The organism is Vibrio sp. T13N, from assembly GCF_032970445.1.
Taxonomy (GTDB): Bacteria; Pseudomonadota; Gammaproteobacteria; order Enterobacterales; family Vibrionaceae; genus Vibrio; species Vibrio diabolicus.
On sequence record NZ_JAWJYE010000004.1, the window covers coordinates 396,743 to 406,364 of the forward strand.

Here is a 9,622-nt window from a genome sequence, read left to right on the forward strand (position 1 = left end):
TAACAAAACTGATTATTAACACAGCAATTAACGTGCCATAAGACATTAGTTAGCGGTTTGCTTACACTTTTTGTCTTATGGCGATTGCACATGTTAATTTGGGATATCTATACCAGCATCACGCATTTTGGCAAGTTTGTAGCGCAAGGTTCGTGGGCTTATGCCCAGTTTCTCCGCCATTTCTTTGCGTCGGCCGTTACACTCCACCAAGGTTTCCAAAATAATGGCGTATTCTTGGTCACGCAGCTCGCTGCCCAAGCCTTCCCCGCCAGATACCGGACGGTTCACACTCTCAGGTTGAGCGACTGGCTTAACATTAGGTACCACCATCTCTGCATTTTGCACCACATGCTGCAAGCTGTTGGCATCTTGCCAATCCACCCCTTCTAGCAAGATGTGCTCAGCGTCGATATCACCATTCTCACTTAAAATAAGAGCTCGTTGCACCACGTTATCCAGCTCACGAACGTTACCTGGCCAAGGGTATTGCAGCAGTTTTTCTACCGCAACGGCTGAAAATTGAGGCACTGGCATCCCCATCTTGCTGCAATGACGCTCAGCAAGATGCTTGGCAAGTGGCGCAATATCGCCTTTGCGTTCGTTCAGTGCTGGCCACGCAATTGGGAACACATTCAGGCGGTAGTATAAATCTTCACGGAAGTTACCTTCTGAGACGTACTGCTTGAGATCACGGTTACTGGTCGCGAGCACGCGTACATCCAGCTTGATGCTCTTACGACTGCCAAGGCGCTCCACTTCACGCTCTTGCAAAACACGTAATAGTTTCGCTTGCAGGTTTAAGTCCATTTCGCTGATTTCATCCAGCAAGATTGTGCCGCCTTGCGCTTGTTCAAACTTACCCGGACACGCTTGAACAGCGCCAGTGAACGCGCCTTTCTCATAACCAAATAGTGTCGCTTCCAGCATGTTGTCTGGAATCGCCGCACAGTTGATCGCAACGAATGGACCATCTTTACGGTTTGATGCGTTGTGAATATAACGCGACATCACTTCTTTACCTGAGCCACTCGGACCTAGCACCATAACATTCGCATCTGTACGTGCCACTTTATCGGCCAAAGCAAGTAGACGCAGACTTTTTTCATCTGCCACGACCGCGTCACCATTGTCATCGCTTTTGATCGGTGCATATCGACTGACCATGTTCAGCAATACTTCTGGTGCAAATGGTTTCGCCATGTAATCAATCGCGCCGTCTTTCATTGCCGACACGGCATCTTCAATGTTGGCGTACGCCGTCATTAACAGTACTGGTAAGTTAGGCCAATTCTGCTTGATGTTTTTGAGCAGAGCCAATCCGCCCATACCTGCCATTTGCACGTCAGAAACGACGATATCGACAGTATTCGATTTGAGTTTTAGTAGTGCGTCTTCCGCACAGTCAGCTTCTAACCACTCATACCCTGCCAGAGCCAGAGTATCCACTAGGGCTTCACGAAGACCTTCATCGTCTTCTACGATCAGCACTTTGCTTTGCGCCATTCTGATTCTCCAGTAATTGTTATTACCAGAAGCTGCTTATTGCGCTTCTGGTTGCACTCGCTCTAGCGGAATGCACATGGTAAAGCAGGCTCCATCACCCTGCTCTGAAATAAGTTCCAATCGACCGTCATGGGCACGGCAAACCATTTGAACAACAGCCAGCCCTAACCCGGTTCCTTGAGAACGCGTGGTAAAAAATGGCTCCATAATTTTGGCTTGTAGTTCTTCAGGTACACCCGGTCCGCTGTCTTGCACTGAAATGCGCAACTCGCCATTTACCGGGCGGAAAAAAATATCGACTTGCGACTCTTTACCAGACATCTGAATCGCATTCATGACAAGGTTGCTCAACGCGGATGCAATCGCATTCGCATTGCCTAGCAACTCAGTTTGTTCTTCTTCCACTTCTAGGCAGTAATCAATACCGTTATTTTTTAGCGCGGTTTCGACCATCGGCTGATATTCCGCCACCAACTGAGCAATCGTAAATGGCTTAATGACTTTATTATCACCACCTTTAGCAAAAAGCAGCATATCATTAACCTGCTTTTCCAAATCGTGCAGTCGATCCATTAATTTGGTTTGAAAGCGATCCCTTGTCGCTGGTGGAAGGTTTGGCGCTCCCAAATTGGATGCATATAGCATAGCGCTCGATAGCGGCGTTCTTACCTGATGAGCAAGCGACGCTACCATACGCCCTAACGAAGACAAGCGTTGTAAATCACTCACACGAGCTTGAAGTAAGCGAGTTTCGGTTAAATCGGTAATCAGGATCAATTGACCTGTCGTAGAAGCCGAAATGGCTAATCGAACTTTACGACCATTCCGCAGGGAAACTTCGTGACCATCATCCTCACGAGGATCAAACACCGCCTGAATAATGTTGAACCATTTTTCATTAACCAGTGGAATCTCAAGAATTCGGTGCGCCTCTGGGTTTGCTTCACGCACTATGCCGTACGTGTCGAGCAGAATCACTCCGGCAGGCATCACATCAAGCACCTGCTTATAGCGCTCAACCTGATTTTCTACGGAATCTAAATGGGATTGGTTGGTGTTGTTATCCATTACTGCCTGTCGAAATATCGCCGCTAAAACTAAAATAGCTTGGTAAGCAATTAGCGTACCAAGCTATTTTTTATATTTATCATGACGTTAAGTCATCGACAATAAGTTGACACCCTCAGATAACGGTTTTTGGTGTCAGAAAAACGATGCTAAATAGCCCAAATGATTTAGATATCGTCTTAAATCTCAACGTTGCCTAGCGTTGTAAGTTGTACTTACGCATTTTTTCCACCAACGTTGTTCGTCGCATACCCAACATATCAGCGGCTCGTGCCACGACTCCACCTTGTGCTTCTAACGCTTGGCTGATCATATTAACTTCTAAATCAGCCAACAGCTCTTTCAGATTTACACCTTCAGGCGGCAGCGCTTGCGGAGCGTTCATGCTGTGGTCAAGATCGTCTTGATCATCAAAGCTAAAGTCTTCTGAGAAGATGTCTTGGAACACATCACGCTCTTGTTCTTCAACCGAGATAAACGGATTACTTTCTGGTTGGAACTCCGGGATATCACTGTAGCGATATTTGGTTGGTAAGTGGTTTACATCGACCAAGCTATTTGGGTACAGAATGATCATTCGCTCAACAAGGTTCGCTAACTCACGCACGTTACCCGGCCAGTTGTGCTCCATCAGTGAATTGATCGCACGAGGGGTAAAACAGATAGGCTGGCCACCCTCCGCTTCCAGACGCGTCATCAACTCTTGCAGCAGCAATGGAATATCTTGTTTGCGCTCTTTCAGCGCAGGCATCTCGATTGGAAACACGTTCAAACGATAGAACAAGTCTTCTCGGAACGTGCCTTCTTCAATCATACTTTCTAGATTACGGTGTGTTGCCGCGACAACTCGAACATTGACCTTGATGGTGCTATTGCCACCCACACGTTCGAAACAGCGCTCTTGTAATACGCGAAGTAACTTTACTTGCATCGACATCGGCATATCGCCAATCTCATCAAGAAAGATCGTGCCACCGTCTGCGAGCTCAAATCGACCTTTACGTGCCGTTAACGCACCAGTAAACGCGCCTTTTTCGTGGCCAAACAATTCACTTTCTAGAAGCTCCGGTGGAATGGCACCACAGTTAATGGGCACAAAGGCACCACTACTGTACGACGAATGATAGTGAATGTTACGCGCAACGACTTCTTTACCGGTACCAGATTCACCCAAGATCAACACGTTTGCCTCAGTGTCTGAGACTTGCTCGATCAGGTGACGAACTTCTTGAATACCTCTGCTTTGACCAACTAAGCTGCGAAAAAGTGTGTTTTTTCGTGCACTGGCAACGACATTGACCCCTTTTCGACCCAGAAAATCTTTGCAGTGGCGTAACGCCTCACTAAGCTGTGGGTAATTAAGAGGTAGTTCTAGCTCACCTACAAAATTTGGAAGATCATCCACGGGCAACGGAAATCGGCCCATGACTAAAAGTGGGATGTGGTAGGCGCTGTTTAAATGAGAGATAACCGTATTCGCCGCTTGACCTGCTGGAATGTTACCAACAATACAGCACGACCATACGCTAGACCAATCAACATCGCAGAGCTGATCAGAACTGACCGCTTCGCAATTTTCTCCAACAAATTCCAATATATTGCTTAAATTTAAACGACTTGATGCGTCATCATCAATTACAAGCAGCTTTGCCAAACCTTGCATAAGTAAGAATGATTGCCTTTATTTTAGGTGCGTTGCGGCCAAACCTTGATTTGCGCAATTGGGTGCTAAAAGAAGGCAGAACCACCACACTCAATTTACGATAGACAAAATAGGAAAATCAGCAACAAAAAAAGCCATTAGGGCTACTAATGGCTTCTATTTTATTTGAATATAAAAATAAGGCAACCAAGCAATAAAGAGGTGTGAGCTTGATAGAAACTTTGCTACACAACTCGTTGCGCAATTGACAAATATATTCCTCTAATATCTTAACGCGTTGTTTTGGTTATTAAATACCGACTTCAGCTGCTGTAAGATTATGAAACTCTGTCGGGATTTGGTCCCAAGCGGATTTGATCTCACGGATAATGTCGATAACATCGTCGATCAGTTGAGGATCATTTTGATGGTTAGCAGCTGAAATTTGCGTGATCATAAACTCATAGAGTGAATCTAAGTTTGAAGCAATATCACCACCGTCATCCATCGATAGACAGCTACGTAGCGCAATAATGATGTCTAGCGCTTTACCTAAACGCTCACCTTTTGCTGGAATGTTGCCTGCTTGCATGGCCGCTTTACCTTGAATAAGGCGCTCAATCGCACCAGCCATAAGCATTTGAATGACTTTGTGCGGAGAAGCCGCGCTTAGCTGGCTGTCGACTGATACCTTTTTGTATGCTTGCAAAGAACCGCGCATAGTAATCCTCTTTTAAATAAATTTTTTGTACTGCTGAAGCGAACGCTGGCCATAACGAAACTTATGAAGTTCTTTTCCGACCTTTGACGTTTCCGATTGCATCAGCTTGACAATTCTTTTGGTACGAGTAAGCAACGCTTGCCACTCTGCATCCTGCTTAACCAAAGGATTTTGATGAATAATTGGTAACAGGTTTTGCAATAACCGTTCCCTGATATCGACCAAGCGAAGAATTTCTTCAGTACTAAAGTCGACTTTTTCCAATTCTTGCGTAATTAGTTGATCTATATCACTAATATCTATGAGTTCTTTTTGCATTTATTAACCCAACGCACTCATTAAGGCACCTAACTGACCTTGCATTTTGCCAGTCGCATCTTGCATGGCGGTAAACTTCGCGTGAGTGCGTTTTTCTAGGCTTTCCATGCGGCGATCTAATGCCGCTTGATCATCACTCAAACGATAATTTTGTTCTGTGAGACTTTTTTCTCGAGTACGAATGCTGCCTGTAATGCCTGTAATACCATGAATCGCATCTTCGACTCGTTTAGCAAAACCTGTGTTGCCACCGAAGAACTTTTCTAGCTCGTTGAAGTTGTTGTTCAACTGACGATCTAACATGTCATAGTTGATTTCTAAGGTACCTTGACGCGTGGTAGTAATGCCAAATTCAGTTAATGACTTTAGGTTTTCAGGCGCTTTATCAATTTGAGTGGAAAATACCGATTTTAATCGTGAGTCTGCGCTGCGTACGGTACTGTCACCCGACAACGGTCCTTTTTGACCAGTGACCGGATCCACACTCGCCAACGCTTGAGACGTTTGATAAAACGAGTTGTACGCCGCAACAAAGTTTTCGATGTCGTTACGCACACTCTGACGATCGTATTCGACGCCAATTTCAGCAGGTGGCTTGTTCGGTTCTGATTTGCCTTTAATTGTTAAATCAACACCTTCTATGGCATCTTCAATCACATTGTTATGACTAGATAGCTTTGCTACTCCATCAAGCAGAACTTCTGAATCTTGCCCTGCTTGTACCTCTGTCATACCAAGGTATTCTTCAAAAGCAGATTGCGCTTTTGCGATTTTCGCTTCTGCTTCATCAATTTTGTCTAAACGTTCACGTTCTTGAGGATCCAGCTTAGCGCGATGAATTTGTTTCGCTTGCTCTTCGGTCAATTCACCACGTTCAACTTTTGCGTCTAGCGCTTGTTTTTCACTCGCAATTTTTTGCTCAATTTCAGCTTTTTCTTGCTCAAGAAGCTGCTTGGCCTCTTTCGTCGTAACGTAAGAGTCGGTTAATGTGCCTGATGCCGCATTACTCCAACCCGGTACATCTGGTGCCTTCTCTATTGCTTTCTCGTCGAGTTCGAGCTCTGGCTCTTCATAAGAATCCAGCAAAGTGCCTGACGCAGTTTCTGTCCACCCTGGAATTCGGTCTTCAGGGCGCAAACTCGCGCGTCGGTTGGCTTCATCAATCGCTTCCTGCCCAGCTTTAGCAGCTTCTGCACCCGCAGCAGAGATTGGCTCTTGGGAGCCATCATCTTGTCCATTTTCTGCCGCTTTTTGCTCTTCTGGAGGTAGAGGATTGCCGTTTGCATCCAGTTCCACTGGTTGCTCGGGGAATTGAAGAGGACCTAACACTTCTTCCGCCGCTGAACGAGCTTCTTCAAGCGCGTTAACACGGTCTTCAAGTGTTTGATATTCGAAATATTTTAGAGGGTTGCCTTTGTCGGCCTCCACACTGACTCTGATTTGATGATCCTTACCAGAGAGATTTGAGGCAAGGATAAGGCGTGGTCCTTCAACGTCGTTAATGAGAGATGCTCGAACACCGGGATTGTCTTTTGAGCCGTTGATGCCGCGTACGACATCTGCGAGCTTGGAGCTCGAACGAACGTTCACGTTGAAGGTGTCATCACCAAGCGAAATCTGCAGCTTACCAGGGCCAAACTTTGCGTCTTCTGGCAGTACGTCAGAAGCGACTTTGTGGCTCTGGGCAAGCTGCAACACATCGATAGCATATTTGCCAGCGATAGCATCTGTAGTTGCAGTAGCAGATACGATATTGTCGTCTGTCGTTTCAACAGTACGAACGGCAAACGCTTTCTCTTGACGAAAGTTCGCCATGAGGTTTTTCATCGTATCCAGTGATTCTCTGAGTCGCCCGTAGGCACTGATACTGGCATTAATTGTCGTGCGCTCGTTGTCAATGCGTTGCTGCTTTGGTACGCGTTCGGCATCCACAATTTTGCTGACCATGGAATTGATATCCATGCCGCCAGACATCCCCAAAGGGCCTAAACTCATCAAATCACCTCTAAAAACGACTTACACTTTTTCAGTCAACAACCCGCTGTTGGCTGTGTGCTCAGCTAGGCGACGCAATACCACTAGCATCTCTTCATCAGGAATTTGACGAATCACGTCGCCCGTTTTGGCTTCGTAAATCGTCACCACATCTCTCCCGGATTCCTCATCCACTCGAAACGCGACTCCTTTGTTTATGGACGTCACAAACTCATTCATTTGCGCGACCAATTTTTCACGCTCTTCTTTGTTCAGCTCTTGACGGCTTTCTGCCATCTCGATCGCTGCTTGAACAGAGAAGTCGTATTCGGTGTCTTTCGCTTTTTGCGGCGAAACCTCACCATTTGAATTTGCTGGGCTAGACGTGCCTATATCATTGCCATTTTCATTTGCAAACTTTGTGCCACTTGGCGTGCCGTAAGGCTGGATGTTCGATGCGTAGGAGGATATATCCATTACAATCTCCCTTCCACCTTATGGGCTAACGATAGAATCTATCGCTTTGGTGCCCCAGCACTAAGGTGTTTACCTCAGGCTGGGTCAACCACTTAGCCCAACAAGCTTAGCGCTGCAGATGGAGACTGCTTCGCTTGAGCCAGGATTGAAGTACTTGCTTGCTGAAGAATTTGCGACTTAGTCATCGCTGTGGTTTCTTTCGCGTAATCAGTATCTTTAATACGGCTGTTAGATGCATTAACGTTCTCGTTAATGTTGTCTAGGTTGCTGATTGCGTGGTTGAAGCGGTTTTGGAAAGCACCAAGTGACGCACGTTGGCTGTCTACTGACTTAAGCGCACCGTCGATAACAGCCACGGCTTCTTGAGAGCCTGCTACTGTTGTTACGTCGATGTCTTTCACTGTTACGTCTTTCGGGCCGCCAAAGCCGATCTCGTCCGCTAGGTTGCCAGAGAACTCAACATCACCTTGAACTTTTTGAGAAGAAGCAAATACTTGTAGTTTACCATCTTCACCAACAGACGCTTTTACATCATCGTTTTGACCGTTGATGTACGTTGCTAGCTGCTCAATGTCGTCGCCTTGTTTTGCGCTGATCGATAGCTCTTTCTCTTCACCTTGTTTGTTGGTGTAGCTCATTTTGAACTCAGTTTTCTCACCAACAGTCCAAGATGCATCTTTACCCTCTTCTGCTGCGTAGCTCTTGCCACCCATTGCAGAAGTGTCTGAGCGCAAGCTACCCATAGAAAGCATCACTGCTTCACCTGAGTCTGCACCGATTTGGAAAGATTGCGTACCGTATGTACCGTTCAGCAACTTGTTACCACCGAAAGAGGTAGTTTCAGCAATACGGTTTAGCTCGTCATTTAGCGCTGTTACTTCTTCTTGGATCGCAACACGTTCTGCTTTTGAGTTAGAACCGTTCGCAGATTGAAGCGATAGGTCACGCATACGTTGTAGGATGTTGGTAGATTCATTCATTGCACCTTCAGCAACCTGTGCAATAGAAATACCGTCGTTTGCGTTTTTCACCGCCATGTCTAGGCCACGGCTTTGTGCATTCAAGCGGTTTGAAATCTGTAGACCTGCAGCATCGTCTTTCGCGCTATTGATTTTATAACCCGAAGACAAACGCTCCATTGATTTTTGTTGACCGTCAGCTGCCTGGTTTAGGTAACGCTGTGCAGTCATCGCAGAAACGTTAGTATTAACGTTAATCGCCATAATTGATCTCCTTAAGGCTTTAGTGAATGTACCGTCGTGTCTCTCACCTCACTTAGGTACATCTCATTTCTCTCAGTCCCTTTAACGGCGACCGATGAATATCCTTTAGAAGAAATTTTCAATTTTTTGCGATTATTTTCTTTGGCTTACTGAAATGTGATGAAGCTCTAATGTCGTGATTCGCAGAAATCCTGAGTCCCCAAAAGACAGAAAAAAACCCAGCCGAAGCTGGGTTTACTCGCTCATCTCTCACCACGAGCCAATGAGGTTCTCGTCTTAGGTTTGAAATTAACCTAGCAGACTTAGCGCTGAGTTTGGCGCTTGTTTCGCTTGCGCAAGGATTGAGCTTGACGCTTGCGATAGAATTTGTGACTTGGTCATTTGAGTCGTTTCTTTCGCGAAGTCAGTATCTTTGATACGGCTCTTCGACGCATTCACGTTCTCGTTGATGTTGTCCAAGTTGCTGATTGCATGGTTGAAACGGTTCTGGAATGCCCCCAGCTCTGCGCGGTGGCTGTCGACGTATTTCAGTGCCGCATCGATGATAGCAACAGATTCTTGTGCGCCACCAACTGAGGTTACGTCGATAGTATCTACCGTTACTTTTTTACCTTCGCCCAAACCTAGCTCGCCAGATAGGCCGCCTGAAAACTCGACTTCGCCTTCGACTTTGTTGTTGCCAGCAAAAATTTGCAG

The 9,622-nt window shown here is 46.1% G+C and carries 9 protein-coding genes; all 9 read right to left on the bottom strand.

Annotated elements, in window-relative coordinates; all coding sequences use genetic code 11:
* Nucleotides 1-93 precede the first annotated feature (93 nt).
* Nucleotides 94-1,503 carry a sigma-54-dependent transcriptional regulator gene (locus R2S67_RS09405; RefSeq protein ID WP_046875536.1) on the bottom strand — a complete coding sequence of 470 codons (1,410 nt, stop codon included), beginning with the start codon at nt 1,501-1,503 and terminating at the stop codon, nt 94-96.
* A 36-nt stretch (nt 1,504-1,539) separates the two neighbouring features.
* On the bottom strand, nt 1,540-2,571 hold the full coding sequence (locus R2S67_RS09410) for a sensor histidine kinase (protein WP_046875535.1): 1,032 nt from the start codon (nt 2,569-2,571) through the stop codon (nt 1,540-1,542).
* Nucleotides 2,572-2,767: 196 nt separating this feature from the next.
* Nucleotides 2,768-4,234 (bottom strand): sigma-54 dependent transcriptional regulator, encoded by a 1,467-nt coding sequence (locus R2S67_RS09415; protein WP_164666382.1) that lies wholly within the window; start codon nt 4,232-4,234, stop codon nt 2,768-2,770.
* Nucleotides 4,235-4,523: 289 nt separating this feature from the next.
* Nucleotides 4,524-4,934, bottom strand: a complete 411-nt coding sequence (fliS, locus tag R2S67_RS09420; RefSeq protein WP_012841524.1) for a flagellar export chaperone FliS — start codon at nt 4,932-4,934, stop codon at nt 4,524-4,526.
* Nucleotides 4,935-4,946: 12 nt separating this feature from the next.
* On the bottom strand, nt 4,947-5,252 hold the full coding sequence (locus R2S67_RS09425) for a flagellar protein FliT (protein ID WP_317343436.1): 306 nt from the start codon (nt 5,250-5,252) through the stop codon (nt 4,947-4,949).
* Nucleotides 5,253-5,255: 3 nt separating this feature from the next.
* Nucleotides 5,256-7,247 carry a flagellar filament capping protein FliD gene (fliD, locus tag R2S67_RS09430; RefSeq protein WP_258619553.1) on the bottom strand — a complete coding sequence of 664 codons (1,992 nt, stop codon included), beginning with the start codon at nt 7,245-7,247 and terminating at the stop codon, nt 5,256-5,258.
* Nucleotides 7,248-7,268: 21 nt separating this feature from the next.
* On the bottom strand, nt 7,269-7,703 hold the full coding sequence (flaG, locus tag R2S67_RS09435; protein ID WP_046875532.1) for a flagellar protein FlaG: 435 nt from the start codon (nt 7,701-7,703) through the stop codon (nt 7,269-7,271).
* Between the two features lie 92 nt (nt 7,704-7,795).
* On the bottom strand, nt 7,796-8,926 hold the full coding sequence (locus R2S67_RS09440; RefSeq protein ID WP_006741693.1) for a flagellin: 1,131 nt from the start codon (nt 8,924-8,926) through the stop codon (nt 7,796-7,798).
* Nucleotides 8,927-9,214: 288 nt separating this feature from the next.
* The coding region (locus R2S67_RS09445; protein WP_275898473.1) for a flagellin at nt 9,215-9,622 on the bottom strand (408 nt) is incomplete at its 5' end.